The organism is Nocardiopsis sp. NPDC101807 (genome assembly GCF_044766605.1).
In the GTDB taxonomy this organism is placed as follows: domain Bacteria; phylum Actinomycetota; class Actinomycetes; order Streptosporangiales; family Streptosporangiaceae; genus Nocardiopsis; species Nocardiopsis tropica.
On record NZ_JBIWMK010000001.1, the window covers coordinates 822,688 to 840,013 of the forward strand.

At 71.6% G+C, this 17,326-nt stretch carries 12 protein-coding genes; 8 read left to right on the forward strand and 4 right to left on the reverse strand.

The genetic code is table 11. From position 1 onward, the window contains the following. Positions 1-213 precede the first annotated feature (213 nt). Both ACIRPH_RS03600 and ACIRPH_RS03605 read left to right on the forward strand, forming a co-directional pair. The gene (locus ACIRPH_RS03600; protein WP_402909518.1) at positions 214-1,767 is read left to right on the forward strand and encodes a polysaccharide deacetylase family protein; all 1,554 of its coding nucleotides are present in this window, start codon (positions 214-216) and stop codon (positions 1,765-1,767) included. A 188-nt stretch (positions 1,768-1,955) separates the two neighbouring features. After that, positions 1,956-3,533: a polysaccharide deacetylase family protein gene (locus tag ACIRPH_RS03605; RefSeq protein WP_402908742.1), complete on the forward strand. Its 1,578-nt coding sequence runs from the start codon at positions 1,956-1,958 to the stop codon at positions 3,531-3,533. A 95-nt stretch (positions 3,534-3,628) separates the two neighbouring features. Here the strand turns inward: ACIRPH_RS03605 and ACIRPH_RS03610 are convergent, their stop codons facing one another. The 3 genes from ACIRPH_RS03610 to ACIRPH_RS03620 form a co-directional block, all read right to left on the reverse strand. Continuing rightward, positions 3,629-4,765 carry a quinone-dependent dihydroorotate dehydrogenase gene (locus ACIRPH_RS03610; RefSeq protein ID WP_402908744.1) on the reverse strand — a complete coding sequence of 379 codons (1,137 nt, stop codon included), beginning with the start codon at positions 4,763-4,765 and terminating at the stop codon, positions 3,629-3,631. After that, on the reverse strand, positions 4,762-5,688 hold the full coding sequence (locus ACIRPH_RS03615) for a proteasome assembly chaperone family protein (RefSeq protein ID WP_402908746.1): 927 nt from the start codon (positions 5,686-5,688) through the stop codon (positions 4,762-4,764). The genes ACIRPH_RS03610 and ACIRPH_RS03615 overlap by 4 nt, the downstream gene beginning before the upstream one ends. 312 nt (positions 5,689-6,000) lie before the next feature. Continuing rightward, entirely contained in the window at positions 6,001-7,764 is a 1,764-nt protein-coding gene (locus tag ACIRPH_RS03620) for an ABC-ATPase domain-containing protein (RefSeq protein ID WP_402908748.1), read from the reverse strand. A gap of 877 nt (positions 7,765-8,641) precedes the next feature. Between ACIRPH_RS03620 and cas3 the strand changes: the two genes are divergently transcribed. From cas3 to cas6e, 6 genes are read left to right on the forward strand one after another with little or no spacing between them, the layout of a single operon-like run. Then, positions 8,642-11,422: a CRISPR-associated helicase Cas3' gene (cas3, locus tag ACIRPH_RS03625; protein ID WP_402908750.1), complete on the forward strand. Its 2,781-nt coding sequence runs from the start codon at positions 8,642-8,644 to the stop codon at positions 11,420-11,422. Further along, positions 11,419-13,080: a type I-E CRISPR-associated protein Cse1/CasA gene (casA, locus tag ACIRPH_RS03630; RefSeq protein WP_402908752.1), complete on the forward strand. Its 1,662-nt coding sequence runs from the start codon at positions 11,419-11,421 to the stop codon at positions 13,078-13,080. The genes cas3 and casA overlap by 4 nt, the downstream gene beginning before the upstream one ends. Further along, positions 13,080-13,751 carry a type I-E CRISPR-associated protein Cse2/CasB gene (gene casB, locus ACIRPH_RS03635; protein ID WP_402908754.1) on the forward strand — a complete coding sequence of 224 codons (672 nt, stop codon included), beginning with the start codon at positions 13,080-13,082 and terminating at the stop codon, positions 13,749-13,751. Before casA ends, casB begins: the two co-directional genes overlap by 1 nt. Then, positions 13,751-14,935, forward strand: a complete 1,185-nt coding sequence (gene cas7e, locus ACIRPH_RS03640) for a type I-E CRISPR-associated protein Cas7/Cse4/CasC (RefSeq protein WP_402908756.1) — start codon at positions 13,751-13,753, stop codon at positions 14,933-14,935. Before casB ends, cas7e begins: the two co-directional genes overlap by 1 nt. After that, a complete protein-coding gene (cas5e, locus tag ACIRPH_RS03645) occupies positions 14,928-15,728 on the forward strand; it encodes a type I-E CRISPR-associated protein Cas5/CasD (protein ID WP_402908758.1) in 801 nt (266 codons plus the stop codon). The genes cas7e and cas5e overlap by 8 nt, the downstream gene beginning before the upstream one ends. Continuing rightward, positions 15,728-16,453, forward strand: a complete 726-nt coding sequence (gene cas6e, locus ACIRPH_RS03650) for a type I-E CRISPR-associated protein Cas6/Cse3/CasE (RefSeq protein ID WP_402908760.1) — start codon at positions 15,728-15,730, stop codon at positions 16,451-16,453. Before cas5e ends, cas6e begins: the two co-directional genes overlap by 1 nt. A gap of 331 nt (positions 16,454-16,784) precedes the next feature. On the opposite strand, the gene ACIRPH_RS03655 is transcribed toward cas6e, so the two are convergent. Then, positions 16,785-17,210: a hypothetical protein gene (locus ACIRPH_RS03655; RefSeq protein ID WP_402908762.1), complete on the reverse strand. Its 426-nt coding sequence runs from the start codon at positions 17,208-17,210 to the stop codon at positions 16,785-16,787. Positions 17,211-17,326: the final 116 nt, after the last annotated feature.

The window sequence follows — 17,326 nt, forward strand, 5'->3', positions numbered from 1 at the left end:
CACGCCTGCAAGTATAGGGAGCACCCCTCCGCCCCTGTACCCGGCGTGCTGCCCTGTGCCACCGGCCGGAAACGGCGCGAACCCCTGTTGCGCGGTCGGCGTCACAACCGACATGAAACGTCGCGCGGCCGAGCCCTCCCCCGCGCTCCCCGCGATCGTTCGTCTGAAGATGTACGTGGAGAACCCCTGGTGAACAAGCAGTCCCATCCGACCATGGCCCCCGATCACCCCCTGTCCACGATCGCGGTCGCGCTGGCGGTCGTCGCGGGGCTGGTCTGGCTGACCGCCGCCCCGCCCGGCGTGCTCGCCTCCGCGCCCGTGGGCGACACGGGCCCCGACTCGGCGGACGGCGGGCCCGAGGCGGACCCGCCCGCCGCCGGCGAGCCCGACGGGCTGACGGTGGTCGACCCCGACGACGTGGTGGACCTGGGCGAGGCCGAGCTCGCCCGCGAGGGCGGGGTGGCCGTGGAGGTCTCCTACCCGGTCGTCCCCAACGCCGCCCCCCTGAGCGACTTCCTGGACCGCGCGCTGGCCGCAGAGGTGGACGCCTTCGAGGCGGCCAACCCCGGTGCGGTCTCCTTCGAGTCCGCGTGGAACCTGACGGCGGCCAACGACGACATCGTCGGGGTCCGCGTGACCCGCGAGGAGACCGACTCCGAGGGGACCCGTGAGGGATACACCACCTACTGGTACGACGCCCTCGCCGGCTCGACCCACCCCTCCACCGCCCTGATCGCCGGCCAGCACGAACTGGAGGAGCTGAACGGCCTCGTGCGGGACGCCCTCCCCGGGAGCGCGGCCCCGGACGCGGTGCACCCGGTCGCCTCGCTGTACGACTCCGTGGGGTTCAACCCCGCCGGCGACCTCGTCGTGGAGTTCGACGCGGGACAGGTCGCCCCCGTGGGAGAGGGCAGGACCCACGCCGTGGTCGCCGCCTCGGAGGCCGCCCCCCTGCTGTCGGACCTGGGAGAGCGCGCGCTGCGCTCGGCGACCCGGGGCGTCCGTGACTTCGCCGTCGCGGCCCCGCCCCGGGAGGAGGAGGGCGGCCGGGAGACGGCCGCCCCCGGGATCCTGCCCCCCGCGGACGAGGACGTCGACTGCTCCGCCCCCGGGTCCAAGTGCGTGGCCCTGACCTACGACGACGGCCCGGGCGGGCGCACGCCCGAACTGCTGGACATCCTGGCCGAGTACGACGCCCGCGCGACGTTCTTCGTCACCGGCTACCCGGTCATGGAGGATCCGCGCACCGTGAGGCGCACCTACGCGGAGGGCCACGAACTGGCCAACCACACCCTCTCCCACCCCGACCTGGCCGGGCTCGGCGCGGGCGGGATCCGCTCGGACCTCGAAACCGTGCAGGCCCTGGTGTACCGCGAGACCGGGTACACCATGGACCTCATGAGGCCCCCCTACGGTTCCACCGACGAGGGGGTCGCCTCGGTGACCGCGGACATGGGCCTGGCCCAGATCCTGTGGAGCATCGACACCAACGACTGGAAGGACCGCAAGGCGTCGGTGGTCGCGGACCGCGCCGTCGACGGCGCCTCCCCCGGGGCGATCATCCTCATGCACGACATCCACGACACGACGGTCGACGCCTCCCGCGCGATCGTCCGGGAACTGGACGAGCGCGGCTACACCATGGTCACCGTCTCCCAGCTGCTCGGCGCCACCGAGCCGGGCCGGACCTACCTCGACGGGGCCCCCGAGTCCCCCGCCGACACCGAAGGGGACGGCGGGGAGACGGAGGGGAGCGAGGCGGCCTGAGGCCGGCCCGCTCCCGGGGCCGACGGGTCCCCGGGGACCCCGGCCGCGACGCTCCGGGCGGGCACGGACCGCACCCCCTGTTGTGGCGGTGACCACATGTGGTCACCGCCACAGGCGCACGGACGCCGTCCCCTATGTTGCTCCCATCAACCGCGCAAGCATGCGCGCAGGGATGAGGGAGACCGGTGTTGTCGACGAGCCGAGTCCGTCCTGGCCAGACCGGTCCCCGTCGGGGCCCCGACCGGGGCTCGGGACCCCGGCGCCCCGGAGAGGCCGCACGAGGCGCGGCGCTCCGGGCCGGCTCGGCGGCGGCGGCGCTGCTGCTGTCCACCGCCTGCGGCACGGGCGGCGCGGCGGAGGGCGACGACCCGGAGCTGATGACCGTACTCCTGGACGAACCCGGCGAAGAGGTCGCCGAGCGGACCGGCGGCGCCGCGGACTTCGGCGACCACCCCCACCGGCCGGACGGGGTGGAGATCGACGTCTCCTACCCGCTGTTCGAGGGGGCCGACGGGTTCGCCTCCTGGCTGGCGGAGCAGGTGGACCGCGAGGTCCAGGACTTCCGCGGGGCCAGCCGCGACCCCGTGCGCCTGGCGGTCGACTGGGAGGTCGTGGGCGCCGGGAGCGGCGTCCTGGGCGTGCGCCTGGTCCGCACCGAGGAGGACCTGCACGGTCGGCGCCAGGGCTACGGAACGTACTGGTACGACGCGGAGACCGGGCACACCGCGTACTCGACGGAGCTCCTGGCGGACGACGACGCCCTGGGAAGGCTCGACGGGATCGTGCGCGAGGAGCTGGCCGGGAACCGGGACGTGGACCCGGGAGGGCTGCACCCCGTCGTGCGCACCTACGACTCCATGGGGTTCAACTCCGACGGCGACCTGCTCGTGGAGTTCGACGACGGCCACCTCTCCCCGGTGGTGGTCGGCCACCCGCCCTCGTCGGAGCCGGGCCGGATCGTCGCCGTGGTGCCGTCGGAGGAGGCCGCGCCCCTCCTGTCCGACCTGGGAGAACGCGCCCGGGCGGCGTCGATGGCGGAGGAGCCCGTGCTGGCGGTGGACCCGCCCGGGGCCGCCCCGGATCCCCTCCCGACCGCGCCGGGGGTGGTCGCCGCCGGCGATCCGGACCTGGACTGCGGGGCCCCGGGGACCAAGTGCGTCGCGCTCACCTACGACGACGGGCCCGCGGAGGGGACCGCGGCCCTCCTGGACCTGCTGGCCGAGGAGGGGGCGACGGCGACGTTCTTCCTCAACGGCGACCCCGCGCTGACCCGCCCCGGCGTGCTCCGGCGCGCCTACGCGGAGGGGCACGAGATCGCCAGCCACAACGACCTGCACGAGCACATGACGGAGTACTTCGACGACCGGGAGCTCCCCGCGCAGATCGCGGCGGTCAGCGCGATGGTCCGGCGGCAGACGGGGCAGGACGTCGAGCTGTTCCGGCCGCCGTTCGGCGACACCTCGGGACCGGTGATCGAGGAGATCGGCAGGCAGGGGATGGCCCAGGTCCTCTGGAACCTGGACAGCGAGGACTGGACCGGCCTGTCCCCGGAGGAGATCGTGGACCGCGTCATGGACGACGTCGAGCCCGGCTCGGTGGTGCTCATGCACGACACGCTCGCGCCGACCCTGGCCGCCGCACCGCGGCTCATCGAGCGGCTGCGTGAGGAGGGCTACGAGTTCGCGACCGTCAGCCAGGTCATCGGCGCCCCCGAGCCCGGCGAGTCCTACCCGGCAGCGGGCGTCACCGTCCCCGAGTACTGGTAGCGCGCGGATCGGGAGCGCGCCGGGACCGCCCCGGAAGCACCGCGGGGCCGGGAGCCCCGGGGAGGGGTTCCCGGCCCCGCGGGACGCGGCGGCGCTCAGACGGCGGTGGACTCCTGGGGGCGGCCGGCCCCGTGGACGTCGGCGCCGACCGCCTCGCCGATCGAGCGGTATCCGGCCTCGCGGACCAGCCTGGCCAGACCGCGGTGGATGCGGCGCGGCCAGAGGGGGCCGCCGTAGATCAGACCCGTGTAGCCCTGGACGAGGGCCGCACCGGCGCGGATGCGGGCCCACGCGTCCTCGGGCGTCTCGATGCCGCCCACGGCGACCAGGGTGACGCGGTCGCCGACGCGGGCGCGGAGGCGGCGGAGAACCTCCAGCGACCGCTCCCTGAGCGGGGCGCCGGACAGCCCTCCGGCCCCGGCGGCCTCCACCTCCTCCGCGGAGGCGGCCAGCCCCTCACGGGAGATGGTGGTGTTGGTGGCGATGATGCCGTCCAGCCCCTCGGCCAGGGCCAGGTCGGCGACCGCGTCGACGTCCTCGTCGGCCAGGTCGGGTGCGATCTTGACCAGCAGCGGCAGGGTGGGGCGTCCGGCCTCGGAGAGCGCCTCGCGAACGGCGGCGAGCAGGGGCCGCAGCTGCTCCACGCCCTGGAGGTTGCGCAGCCCGGGGGTGTTGGGCGAGCTGACGTTCACCACGAGGTAGTCGGCGTAGCGGGCCAGGCGCCGGGCGCTGAGGGCGTAGTCCGCGGGCGCGTCCGCCTCGGGCGTCACCTTGGTCTTGCCGATGTTCACCCCCAGTACGGGGCGGCGTCCGCCCCGCCGGTGGTGCAGGCGCTCGGCGACCAGGGCGGAGCCCTCGTTGTTGAAGCCCATCCTGTTGACGATCGCGCGGTCCTCGACCAGCCGGAACAGGCGCGGTGCGGGGTTGCCCGGCTGCGGCTGGGCGGTGACGGTGCCGATCTCGACGAAACCGAAGCCGAGCGCGGCCAGACCGGAGGGGCTCTCCGCGTTCTTGTCGAAACCCGCCGCCATGCCCAGCGGCCCCGGGAACTCCTGCCCCAGGGCGCGCACGGTGAGCTCGGGCTCGCGCGGACCGAGGACCCTTTCCATGGCCGGGGCCACACCGGGGATCGCGGTCACGCCGCGCAGCGCGGCGAAGCTGATCCTGTGGACCTTCTCGGCGTCCATGTGGCGCAGGACCGAGCGGAAGACAATCTGGTAGAACACGGTCATCCGTTTCCGTCGCCCTCGCGCTCGGCGAGGTAGCGTTCGAGTTCCGCGCCGAGTTCGTCGGCGGTGGGCAGGCCGGCCTCGTCGTCGGCCAGCGGAAGTGTGGGGCGTTCCTCGGGATCGGTCCGCGAGGACATGATGTCGTCGTACTGCCGCTCCAGGTTGGCCACGACACGCTGGACCTCCTCGGAGGCCGCCACCTGCTCGGCGATGTCGACGTCGGTCGCCCCCGCGATCTCCTCCAACCCGCTGGTGGGCAGCGCGAGCCCGGTCGCCCCGGCCACGTACCCGGCGGCGGCGATGGCCGCCCGCGGGTACTGGGACTGGGCCAGGTAGCTGGGCACGTGGACGGCGTAGCCGACGAAGTCGTGGCCGCGCTCCCCCAGGCGGTACTCCAGCATCGCCGCGGCGCTGGCGGGCACCTCGATCCGGCCGATCCACGGGGTGTGGCCCTCCACCAGCTCGGGGCGGGTGGAGTGCGGTGTGACCGTGACCGGACGGGTGTGCGGCACCGCCATCGGCACGCCGTGCGTGCTGATGGACAGCGACACCGAGAACCGCTCGACCAGCTGGACGACGGCGGCGGCGAAGGCCTCCCACTCCCGGTCCGGCTCCAGGCCGTGCAGGACCAGGAACGGGGCGTTCTCCTCGTCGTGCATCCGGTACAGGGCGAGCTTGGGCGGCTCGTAGTCCGTCCAGGTGTTCTCCACGAAGGTCATCGACGGGCGGCGGGACCGGTAGTCCACGAGCCGGTCGGTGTCGAACGTCGCGACCTCCTCGGCCTCGAAGCGCTCGAAAAGGGCCGCGGCGACCTGGCGTCCGGCGTGTCCGGCGTCCACGAAGCCGTCCAGACAGACCAGCATCGCCAGCCCGGCGATGTCGTCGAAGCCGGGATGGAGTTCGTACAGATCTGCGGGGTCACGCACCGGGTTCTCTTCTCCAAGACTGGTCGGATTCGCAGGGCGGCGTCCTCACGGCGGTCCGACCGCCGGGGCACGACCGGGGAGGGCCCGGCATCGCACCTCCTGGGAGGCTGTGCCCTGCTTTCCCACAATACCGACCGGATCCCCCTCAGGCCTGCGATGGGACGGCTGTCACACCCGGCCGCCGGAGCGGCCCCTCGGGTGCGCCCCCCGGAGCGGCCCGCGAGGGGGCGCGTCCCCCGCGGCTCCCGCCCCGGTGCCGCGTTCCGGCCCCGGCCGGGGCCGGAACGCGGCACCGGGCCGAACCGGCCGCGCTCACCCGCCCGGGCGCTGGGCGGCGACGCGGAGCGTGCGCAGCCTGTTGAGGACCGCGGCGACCTCGAACCGGCGCGGCAGGACGTAGTCGCCCCCGAAGTCGTCGCCGAGCAGGGTGACGCCCTCGGCCTCCAGCGCCCCCTCCAGGGAGTCGAGCGCCTCGGCCAGGGTACGCGCCCCGTCCAGGTGGCGGCCCGCGACGAGCTCGCGCAGGGCGAGCCCGGCGCCGATGATCTGCCCCGGGTCCACGAACTGCTCCACGGACCGCACGTCGACGTCGCTCTCCCCGAACACGAGGACGTCCATGTCGCGGCGCTTGATCCTCCCCCGGCCCCGCGCGGTGTCGTCCACCGAGTCGGGGGCGACCACCCGCGCCCGCGGCGCGCCGAAGCGGGCGTCGGTGCGCTCGCGGGCCAGCTCCGCCGCCCGTTCGGTGACGTCGTGGGGGTGGTAGGCGTCCAGCATGACCACCTGGTCCGCGACGTCGAAGTAGTCACCGCTGCCGCCCATGACCAGGACCGTGGACACCCCGTGGTCGCGGCGCAGGGGGCGGACCAGGTCGATGAAGGGCACGAGGGGCTCGCGGTCGCCGTGGACGAGCGCCTGCATCCGCTCGTCGCGGATCATCAGGTTGGTGGCGGTGGAGTCCTCGTCCACCAGCAGGGTGCGCGAACCGGCCTCGACGGCCTCGCAGATGTTGGCGGCCTGGGAGGTGGATCCGGAGGCGTTCTCCGTGCGGAAGTCGCTCGTGTCCGCGCCGGTGGGGAGGTTGCGCACGAACGGGCTCACGTCCACGCGCTCGACCCGCCGCCCCTCCTCCGCCCGGATCTTGACGGCGTCGTCCCTGGTCACCACCAGCTCCCGGCCGTCCCCCGGAACGTGGTCGTAGACCCCCCTCTCCAGCGCGTGCAGCAGGGTGGACTTGCCGTGGAAGCCGCCGCCGACGATGAGCGTGATGCCCTCCGGCACGCCCATGCCGGTCACGGCGCCCCGGTGCGGCAGGTCCACGCCCACCCGCAGGCTCTCCGGCGCCTCGAAGGGCACCGCCCCGTCGGCCATGGGCTCGTCGCTGACGCCGCTCAGGCGCGGGAGGACCGCCCCGTCGGCGACGAAGGCGACCAGCCCCATGTCCTCCAGGCCGGCGCGCAGCGCGACCGTGTCGGCGACGCTGTCGGCGAAGGCCGCGGCCTCGGCCGCGTCGACCTCCTCCCAGTCGAGGCCGTCGACCAGCGCGGGCAGGGTCGTGCACAGCTCGCGCTCGGCGGTGCGGCCGTCGATGCGGCGCCCGTGGCCGGGGAGGTCGATACCGATGCGCAGTTCGAGGCCGCCGTCGGTGAGGCGGCAGGAGGAGCGCTCGATGACCTCCTGCCCCCCGGTGTCGATCTCGAGCAGGGAGCCCCGGAGCAGCCCGCGGGCGCGACGGCCCAGGTAGTCGGCGGTGGCACGGCGGCGCACCGGATCGCCCCACGCGCTTCTGGGGATGCCGGCGTCCGGCACGAGCACGCGCACGCGCGAGGGCGGGGCGAACGGGTCGGCCTGCACGCGCTGCACCGTCAGGGTGAAGTCGCCGAAGTCCCAGTCGCCCCGCAGGGACTTGTAGCGGCCGTAGGAGTCGCCGTCCATGCGGAGCAGCTCCGCCGAGAGGCGTGCGTCGTCCCGCACCCCCCGGAGGGGCTCGGGCTCGGGTCGGCGCCCGCCGCCCCGGCCGCCTCCCCCGCCGCCGTACCGGCGCCCCTGGCCGCCGCCCCCGTGCCGTCCCGCCATCGGTGTCCTCCCTGGGTTCGGATGATCCTCCGGGCCAGGTTAGGCGTTTCGGGACAGCGCCGCAGAGGGCCTGTGGACGACGGCGTCCGCGCCGCTCAGGGGAGGTCTCGCGGTCCCGGGGCCGGATCCGCCCCCGCCGGTTCCGGGAGCACGTCGGCGAGGAGGGCGGCGAACTCGTCCGCTCCGCTCGGAATACACGAAACCCTCCGCACATACCTCCTCGACCTCATCCACGTCGTCGAAGGCGCGGCAAGGTCGTCCGTGTCCGCTCGGCTGGAACAGGCTCCGAGGATCGAAGACCCGTCAGACATCTGCGGCGTGCCACCGGATCCGCAACCACGTCCGCAGTACCGAGGCTCCGGAAGAAGCACAGAAGGCAACACGGAACCCTGTGGCTCTCGTGCTTGCAGTCGCAGTGGTCACTTCCGTGATCAACCTTCCCGTGGTGATCGCTCTCCTGGTCTTCGCCGGATGAAGTCGGCGCTCCCAAGCACCCTCCATGTCGCCGCCCCCGAAAAACCTCTTCGCGAAGACAAGTCCCGGAGGCGGCGTGTCTTCTCCTACACCGGTCCACCTTTCCCACGAGTGGAGAGGAGGGTTCGGAGGAGTGTGCCAGCCGCGGCCTTGTCGACCAACACACTCTCGCTGGCAACCACACGACTACCCAGGATGCAACGAGCCGCCGCCGAGAGCGCCGCACGTCAGGTATCACTCCTACTACTGAAGAACGCTCGCCGGCCCGAGGAGTAGACGGCGAGGTCGGACTCGCTCCCTTCTCCCTAGCACATCGAAGGATCCCGGGACATGAAACGCGACCAGTGACCGAAGCCGGTCATCCGAACACGGAATGTCACTGGCTGGAGATAGACCTGTGCCCATGGCTGACACTCCCTCCACCACGGTCGTTCCTCCGCTCGTGCCCGTCCTGTGGGGCAAGACCGGTGAGGTCGATCGGGACATGCCCGACGACGCCTGGCACCCGCTGCTCTTCCACATGATCGACTCGGCCAACGTGGCCGGCCAGATATGGAATCGCTACCTCTCTGCGGCGATGCGGAAGGCGTTCGGCCCCTCCTCCGAGTCCGGTGGAGCGCTGTACACGTGGCTGGCCGCGCTCCACGACCTCGGCAAGGCCTCGCCGGTCCACCAACAGCTCAGCACCCACCACTACCAGCGCGTCCACGCGGTGGTACCGCACACGGCCGAGTGCGAGAAGGGCTTCGGGCACGCGCGGTTGAGCGCGCACATGGTCATGAGGATCCTCGAAGAGGAGGAGGGCTGGTCGTTCGAGGCCGCACGGTGGGTCGCCGACGTCCTCGGGGGACACCACGGCACCTTTCCCAGCGGCTCCGACACCTACGCTCCAGCACGGAGGACAGTGGGCGGCGAGGCCTACCGGCAGGCCCAGCGATTCCTGTTCGACACGGTCACCGGGTACTGCGGCGTGGACCTCGACGACCTGCGGGACCGCATCCCCGGCATCGGTGCACAGCTGTCCTTCTCCGGGGCCGTGGTCATGGCCGACTGGCTCGCCAGCAACAGCAGGTATTTCGGTTACGACGACACCGAGGAGAAAACCACCGCCGAAAAGTACGCGAAGGCGTCGGAACGGCTCGCGAAAGACCGGTTCCAGGAGATCACCGGGCTGAAAGAGGTCTGGTGCCCCGAACCCGGCGACGACGTCCGGAAGCTGTACCTGGACCGTTTCGGAATCGACGATCCGCGCGACACCCAGGTCGTGGTCGACGAGACCGCCAGGGCTGCCGCCGGTCCGGGCCTGATGGTGATCGAGGCCCCCACCGGTGAGGGCAAGACCGAGGCCGCGCTGGCCGCAGCCGAGGTTCTCGCCGGGCGGTTCGGGTTCAACGGCCTGTTCTTCGCGCTGCCGACCCAGGCCACGAGCAACAGCATCTTCGACCGGCTGCTGAAGACGTGGGCGGAGTCCCAACAGCGTAAGCCGACCGTCTCGCTGGTCCACGGCAAGGCCCGGTTGAAGAAGGAGTTCGCCGAGCTGCCCTCCGGCGCGGTCGCCGACGGCGGCTGCGACTCGCTGACCGCTTCCTCCTGGATGCGCGGTTCCAAGAAGGCCCTGCTCAATCCCGTCGCGGTCGGCACCATCGACCAACTGCTGTTCTCCGGTGTGGCGGCACGCTACGTGCAACTCCGCCACCTGGGTCTGGCCAACAAGGTCGTGGTCATCGACGAGGTCCACGCCTATGACACCTATATGTCCGAGATCCTCCACCGCGTGCTGCACTGGCTGGGCTGGCACGGCGTCCCGGTCGTCCTGCTCTCAGCGACGCTGCCACCCGAGCAGCGGCGGAAACTCCTGCACGCCTACTCCGGCGCACCGGCGCTCCCCGCCGAAGGCCGCGGGTACCCCCGGGTCACCTGGGTCGAGGCACCGACCACGGAGCAGCGCCTGGCATGGAAGGAGGGGGACGGCACCGAACCCGTCCTGTCCTCCAGGCCCGGTACCACGGGGCGCGGTTCCCCAGTACGTCTGGAGTTCGCCCCGGAAGCTGGAGACGGCGACCTCGGAGGTATCCTCGAACAGCGCCTCAAGGAGAGCCCGAAGGCCAACGTCCTCGTTCTGCGCAACACCGTGCAGCGGGCCCAGGACACCTACGGGCGGCTGCGCGAGGCGTTCCCCGACTTCGAGGTCCGCCTCGCCCACGCGCGGTTCACCGCCGAGGACCGGGAACGCGTCGACCGCGAACTCATGGACCTGTACGGCCCGCCCGGGGAGGGCCGGCAGCGTCCCGGCCGCAGCATCGTCGTGGCCACCCAGGTCGCCGAACAGTCCCTCGACGTGGATTTCGACCTGGTCGTCTCCGACCTGGCCCCCATCGACCTGTTGTTGCAGCGCGCGGGGCGCTGCCACCGTCACCAGAAGCGGTCGTTGGCGGAGCGCGGGACCCTCACCACACCGACGCTGGTCATCACCGGCTACCACCAGAACGGCGACGAGCCGCCCCGGCTGCTGGGGCGCACCCGCCGCCCCTACGACCACCACCTGCTCTACCGCACTCTCGCGGTGCTGACCCACCCGGAACGGCGGACGGTCGTAGAAGTCCCTGGCGACGTCCCCTCGTTGATCGAGTCGGTCTACGGCGACTCGGAGATCGGCCCGCAGAGCTGGCTGCCCGTGATGGCTGACGCCCGCAAGGACTGCGAGGAACACCGGGCCCAGCTGGAAAGCCACGCCCACTCCGTGCTACTCGCGGAGGGCGACCCGGAGGAACTCGCGCTCGCGGGCATCCACCCCTTCGGCAACGACCACCAGGTCCCCGAGGACGAGGAGGAGGCGGCGCACATGCTGCCCGTCCGCCACGGGGCGGACAGCGTCGAGGTGATCCTGCTACGACGAACCGGCGGCGACCAGGCGGTCACAGTCTCCCGTACCGGAACAAGCCCTCTCACCGTCCCCCTCGACCGCACGCCCCCGAAGAAACTGGTCCCCCACATCGGCAACCAGGCGGTTCGGCTCCCCCTGTGGCTGCTGGACAAGACCCTGCCCTCATGCCCAAAGGGCTGGGAGAAGGCTCCCTGGGCCAAACACCTCCGCGTCCTGCTGCTGGATCCCACGTCCTCCAGCCGCCAGCGCGGCCGGACGTACCTCTACTCCCCCGACACAGGTTGGACTCCTCAGAATTGAGTACTCCGGTCGACTTCAACCTCATGGACGACCCCTGGTTGCCCTTCATCACCACCGGAGGAAGCAGCGGGACAGGCTCGATCAGGTATGTCCTGACGCATGCCCACGAGATCCGCGACCTCACGGTGGACGTGCCCACCCAGTACCCGCCGGTCCTGCGCATGCTGGTGGCGGTGCTCCACCGCGCGCTGGCCGACAAAAGCGCTTCTCCCGGGACCTTCCCCTGGAGCACCGGTCAGTGGAAGACCCTGCACCAGCAGGAAAGGCTCCCCGAAGACAAAATCGCCCTCTACGCGGACACCTGGCGGAACGTCTTCGGCCTCTTCGACAGGGAAGAGCCGTTCCTTCAGGTTCCGGAGGGAAAACTCACGACCGTTGAGGACAAGACGGTGGCGCTGCTGGTCTCCGATGCGTCCTCCGGCAACAACGTCCCCCTCTTCTCGGCCGGCCGGGACGACTCCCCCAGCCCGCTGACACCGGCCCAGGCCGCACGCTGGCTGCTCCACGTCCACGCCTGGGACACGGCGGGGATCAAGACCGGCGCCAAGGAGGACCCGCGCGCCAAGGCGGGCAAGACGACCGGCAACCATACCGGCCCCCTCGGTGACCTGGGGGTACTGATGCCCGCTGGGAACACGCTGAAGGAGACCCTGCTGTTCAACCTCCTCGTTCTGGACGGGGAACTCACCTCCGCCCGAGACCTGCCGGCATGGGAGCGGGGACCCCTCTCCGCCGCATGGGTCACACGTGTCCCGGTCGGGCTGCTGGACCGCTACACCTGGGTCGGCCGCCGAATCCGGTTGATACCCGAGAACGACGGCGGGGTGGTCGTGCGCAAGGCGGTCGTCTGTGCCGGTGACCGGTTCGAACCCCTCGCGAAACCGCAGACCAGGGAACCGCACACCGCTTGGTTGAAGAACCGGCCGAAGCCGGAGGAGGAAACCCCCGGCAAGCCGACCTCGCTGTATCGGCCCAACCGCCACACCCCCGGACAGGAACTGTGGCGCGGGCTCGGCGGCCTCCTCGGGTGGGACCGCTACCTGGATCACGATGACTCGCTCAAGCCTCAGGTGCTCCACCGGCTGTCGAAGCACTTCGCCAGGGGCAGGAACCTCCCGGTCATCCAACTCCGCGCATACGGCATCAGCTACGGGCTCCAGAACGCGGTCATCAGCGACACCTACTTCGACACCCTTCCCCTTCCGGTGGTTCTCCTCCTCGAAGGAGGGACCCGGGACCTGGGGAAACGCGTGGTCCAGTGGGTTGCCGACACGGAGGAGGCTGCCCGGGCCCTGGGGCACCTCGCCGCCGACCTGGCCTTCGCCGAGGGCGGCGCCCCGGATACAGAGCAGAACGCCCGAGACCGTGTCACCAGGCAGTACTTCGCCAATCTCGACCATCGCTTCCGCGCCTGGATCAGCAAGGCCACCGACCCGGACCTCGAAGAGGAGTACCGCGCGGAGTGGCACGGTTTCGCCCGCAGGGAGGCCCGGATCCTCGCGGCCGAGCTGGTCTCCAGGACCGGCCCGGGAGCATTACGAACCCGCACTCGCACAGTGACGACCAAAAAGGGAGAGCCGATCACCGTGAACCTGGTCATCGCACAGCAGTCCTTCAACCGCAGGCTGCGTCAGCACCTGGGCGCCGGGGAGGTGTGATGGCTGGCCGCACCGCAACCGCAGCCACGGCCCCCTTCGGCGTGGGATCCCCCGAGAACAGCCGTCTGACCCGGCTCATCATGGGGCTCTGGGACGGCCGGGAGCTGACACGTGAGGCTCCTGCCACGCTCGCCCGCTGGCGCAAGGGGCTGGGTCGTAGCCACGAGGAGAGCCCGTTCCTGAGCATGGAGGTCGCCGAGATCCTTCAGGACCGTGCCGACGTCCGCCGCGAGGTTCAAGCGGCCGTGTTCCACGCACTGACTCTCTACTCCGCGCACCAGCAGTCGACCTCCACCCCCATGCACACCGGCAAGCAGCGGGACAACTGGGATACCTCGGTCGGACGCGCGATGCGCGACCTGTGCTCGCACAACGCGCCCGGGGTGCCCGATCCGTGGAAGCACAAGGACAACAAGGGCGCCGTCCGGCTCATGGAGGCCGCGGTCACCGCCCACTCCGTACCCGAGCTGGTCGGCCACCTGCGGCACGTCGTCTCCCTGCTGCGCAAGGAGACGATTCCCCTCGACTACGTACGCCTGGCGCGTGACATCCACAGCTGGTCCACACCGTGGCGCGGACGAGCCGCGAACCGGTGGGCGATGGATTTCTACACCCCTGTCTTCGCCGGCGACGGCGCCGACGATCCCGACAACCCCCACGAGGAGCAGTGATGGCTTTCCTGGACATCCACGCGATTCAGGCGGTTCCCCCCGCCAACATGAACCGCGACGAGAGCGGCAGTCCCAAGACGGCCGTCTACGGCGGCACACGTCGCCTCCGGGTCTCCTCCCAGGCCTGGAAACGGGCAGCCCGCAAGGCCCTGGAGGCCGATTCGGCCTCGATCGCACCGTCGGAGCGCACCAAGCGGTTGCCCGAGCAGATCGCCGCCTCCCTCGCGGATCGCGCCCCGGATCTGGCGGACAAGGCTTCCGAGGTCGCCCAAGCCGCGGTCTCGGACGTGTTCAAGGTCAAGACCAAGTCCAAGAAGGAGAAGGAGTCGGGCAAGGAGCGCCTCACCACCGAATACCTGCTCTTTCTCGGCCACGACCAGCGGAACCGGCTGATCGACGCCCTCGTCAAGAACGAGGCGTCCCTGGCCGAGGCCGTCAACAGCCCGAAGGACTCCGCGAAGAAGCTCGCCGCGGCCCTCAAAGAGCTGAGGCTCCGGGACACCGTCGCCACCGCCCACCCGCCGGCGGTGGCGTTGTTCGGCCGGATGGTGGCCACCGACCCCACCCTCAACGTGGACGCGGCCACCCAGGTCGCGCACGCGCTGTCCACACACCGTGTGGACTCGGAGTTCGACTACTACACCGCCGTCGACGACGTGGACAACGAGGCGGACGAGACCGGAGCCGGAATGATCGGCACCGTCGAGTTCAACGCCGCCACCATGTACCGCTACGCCACCGTGGACCTGCGCTCACTGGTGGAGAACTTGGGCGGCGACATCGACACGGCGGCCGACGTCGCGGTGGCATTCGTCCGAGCCTTCCTGCTGAGCATGCCCACCGGCAAGCGGAACACCTTCGCCAACAACACCCGACCGGACTTCTCCCTGGTGGCATTGCGCGAGGACCAGCCGGTGAGCCTGGCGGCCGCGTTCGAGCGCCCCGTGTCCAGCGATGACGGCTACCTGGGCAAGTCGGTGAAGCGCCTGGTGACGCACCAGCGGGAGCAGGACACCTGCTACGGCACCGAACCCCTGCTGAACAGGGCTGTGTACCCCGCCTGGGTCGCCGAGACCGTCGAAGAAGGCGAGGGTCTCGAGCTTCCCTCATCCACCCCCCTCGACACGGTCCTGACCGAGACCCGGAAGAAGGTCCGCGCGGTGATCGGCGGCGACGATGCCTGACGTACTGGCGCTCCGGCTCGGTGCTCCGCTCCAGTCCTGGGGCGGGCACTCCCGGCACACCACACGCGGAACCCTCACCCACCCCACCAAGTCCGGGGTGGTGGGTCTGTGCGCGTCCGCTCTCGGCAGGCCACGCGGATCGGACCTCGGCGACCTGTCCTCCCTGGGGTTCGGCGTGCGGATCGACCGGCCGGGCACCCTGCTGATCGACTTCCACACCGTCTCCGCCGCTTCCCACGCTCCACTCGACCCCCGGGAACAGAGGCTGCCGACGTCCGGAGGAGGCCGGCTGAAAGCAGGTGAGGGGAAGGTCTCCCGGAGGTCCTACCTCCAGGACGCCGTCTTCGTCGCCGTTCTCGAAGCAGACCAGGTAGCACAGAGCAACTTGCTGGAACAGGTGGAGGCGGCCCTCGAGCGCCCCCGCTACCCTCTCTTCCTCGGTCGGAGATCCTGTCCTCCCGACCGGAAAGTGCTCTTGGGCCTGTACCGGGACACCACCATCATCGAGACTCTGGCCGTCCTCCCATGGCAGGGCCGCTCGAAGCGGCACGCACCCCGCGTGCTGCCGGTCGTCGTGGACGACCCGTCTGGCGGTGAGCTCCTCCCGGACCTGCCGGTATCCAGCCCGGCCTTTCAGCGGTCGTTCGCGGACCGGCCTGTCCGGCACACGGACGTGCCCACTCCGGGGCTGGCCCCGCCATCCGGACCGGTTGCGGACACCGCGCCCCTCGGCAGCGGCTCCCTCTTCTCCGGAGACTCCTCGATGGCCCTGCTCGAAGAAGGGGACCTCTGATGTACCTCAGCCGTGTCTTCCTCAACCCACGGCGCCAGGGCACCACCCTCTTCATCGGCAGCCCGCAGAGGCTCCACGCGGCCGTCCTGGCCTCGTTCCCGCACGATCCGCCCACGGGGGCCACGGAGGGGCCCAGGGTGCTGTGGCGGTTGGACACCGACGACTGGCGCCGCCCCGTCCTCTGGGTGACCTCCCCCGGCAAGCCGTCGTTCGAGCACATCACGGACGACTACGGCTGGCCCTCCTCGGACCTGCCCTTCGAGACGCGCTCCATGGACGCACTCCTGGAGCGCCTGGCCCCGGGACAGGAGTACGTGTTCCGCACCACCGTGAACCCCGTCAAGGCCCAAGCCGGAACCCCCGACGAGGAGGGGAAGCGGGGCAGGGGGAAGATCGTGCCGCTCGCCGGCGCGGCGGCCCGGGTCGAGTGGTTCGTGGACCGGGCTCCCAGGTGGGGGTTCGAGGTGCCTCTCAGCGGGGTGCAGCCCCCGAAGGGCGGAACCGCGTGGGCCGTGGAGACCCGGGCGTCGCAGGGGCTGCGGTTCCGCAAGGGGGGCGGGTCGGGCCAGGTCGTGCTGCGAACCGTCACCCTGGAGGGACGGTTGCGGGTCACCGACGCGGATCTGTTCCGGCGGACGCTCACCCGCGGGATCGGCCGTGGGCGCGGGTACGGCTGCGGTCTGGTGAGCCTCGCCGGTAGGCGGGAGGATCCGGGGAGGGGGTGACGGGTGCGCCGGGCCTCCGCGGCGCCGGCGGGCGCCGGGCCCGGCCGCTCCGCCCGGAGGTGGAGATCGGCCCCGGGGGGCGCCGGGGCCGATCTCTCGGGGGGCCACACGTCCTCCCGGTACCAAGGGGGTGTCCCGGGCCGGAGTGTGGCGGGCACCTCCCCGGGAGGGGTGGGGAGGTGCCTCGCGTTCAGTTCTACCGGAAGTCCGGGTTCCGCGAGGGGGAAACCGTGATTCCGTCGGCCCCCAGTTCCCCATCGACGGCCTTCCGGACCCGGAAGGCGCTCGTTGTTCCGGGTCCGGTCCGGCCGGCCCGCGCCCGGGGCGGGCCCTACCCCTCCAGGGCGGCGCGCAGGGCCCGGTCGTGCTCGTCGACGGGCTCGTCGGCCAGGTCTCCCACGAACACGGCGACCAGCTGGCCCCCCTCCCCGGTGACCTCGGCGATGAGGTCCCGCCAGTGGTGGAGGTTCGGGTGCTCGAAGTCCGGGCACGCCTCCGCCGGGGCCAGCTCGGCCTCCGCCGTCTCCAGCTGCTCGACCGACAGGGGGTAGGAACCGCTGCCGGAGGAGTGGCCGACCGCCCTGGCCAGGATCACCGCCGGAAGGTGGTTGCCGCCCCGGTTGGTCAGGGTGAACGAGGTCCGGTCGTCGCGGATGACGCCGACGGCGTAGGCGGCCGGGCGCCGCCAGCGCGGGTCGGCGGCCTCCAGCCGCTCCCGGACCGCGATGATCTCTTCCCTGGTGGCCCACTTCTCCACGGGGTGCTCCTCTCGGCTGCCTGTTCCCGGGGCCGGTCCGGCCCCCGTCGAACCCTAGGGGCACGGACCCGGGACGTGTGCGGCGGACGCCCCGGCGGGCCCGGCTCCCGCGCCGG

Coding starts and splice junctions, on each gene's coding strand:
- ACIRPH_RS03610 (WP_402908744.1), bottom strand. CDS start 4,765: ATGACCGTGTTCTACCAGATTGTCTTCCGCTCGGTCCTGCGCCACATG.
- cas7e (WP_402908756.1), top strand. CDS start 13,751: ATGGCTTTCCTGGACATCCACGCGATTCAGGCGGTTCCCCCCGCCAAC.
- ACIRPH_RS03600 (WP_402909518.1), top strand. CDS start 214: ATGGCCCCCGATCACCCCCTGTCCACGATCGCGGTCGCGCTGGCGGTC.
- cas3 (WP_402908750.1), top strand. CDS start 8,642: ATGGCTGACACTCCCTCCACCACGGTCGTTCCTCCGCTCGTGCCCGTC.
- casB (WP_402908754.1), top strand. CDS start 13,080: ATGGCTGGCCGCACCGCAACCGCAGCCACGGCCCCCTTCGGCGTGGGA.
- cas5e (WP_402908758.1), top strand. CDS start 14,928: ATGCCTGACGTACTGGCGCTCCGGCTCGGTGCTCCGCTCCAGTCCTGG.
- cas6e (WP_402908760.1), top strand. CDS start 15,728: ATGTACCTCAGCCGTGTCTTCCTCAACCCACGGCGCCAGGGCACCACC.
- ACIRPH_RS03620 (WP_402908748.1), bottom strand. CDS start 7,764: ATGGCGGGACGGCACGGGGGCGGCGGCCAGGGGCGCCGGTACGGCGGC.